Source organism: Sphingobacterium tabacisoli, from assembly GCF_017908035.1.
GTDB classification, from domain to species: Bacteria; Bacteroidota; Bacteroidia; order Sphingobacteriales; family Sphingobacteriaceae; genus Sphingobacterium; species Sphingobacterium tabacisoli.
Window position 1 is genome coordinate 1 of sequence record NZ_JAEQMU010000019.1, and the last position, 374, is coordinate 374.

At 47.9% G+C, this 374-nt stretch carries 1 protein-coding gene; it reads right to left on the bottom strand.

Annotation, left to right across the window (positions count from 1 at the left end):
• On the bottom strand, positions 1-374 hold a 374-nt coding region (locus JKG64_RS22960), incomplete at both ends, for an Ig-like domain-containing protein (RefSeq protein WP_210356582.1).

Sequence of the window (374 nt, forward strand, 5' to 3'; positions counted from 1 at the left end):
ATGTTTTGGTCGTACCAACAGAAGTGGTTGTACTACCAGACACCTTGAACCATTCGTAGGTCAAAGTACCGTCACCTGTAGCGGTAACATCCAATGTAGAGGTACCACCGATACAGTAGGCTGCAGGTGCAACTGGTTGTACAGTGATCACCGTAGCTGGTTTAACCGTTACAGTGACATCCGTAGATGTTGCTGCTCCACAACCGCCTGTTACAACAACACGGTAGGTATGTGTACCTGCTGTCAACGACGTAGGTAAGCTATATGTTTTGGTCGTACCAACAGAAGTGGTTGTACTACCAGACACCTTGAACCATTCGTAGGTCAAAGTACCGTCACCTGTAGCGGTAACATCCAATGTAGAGGTACCACCG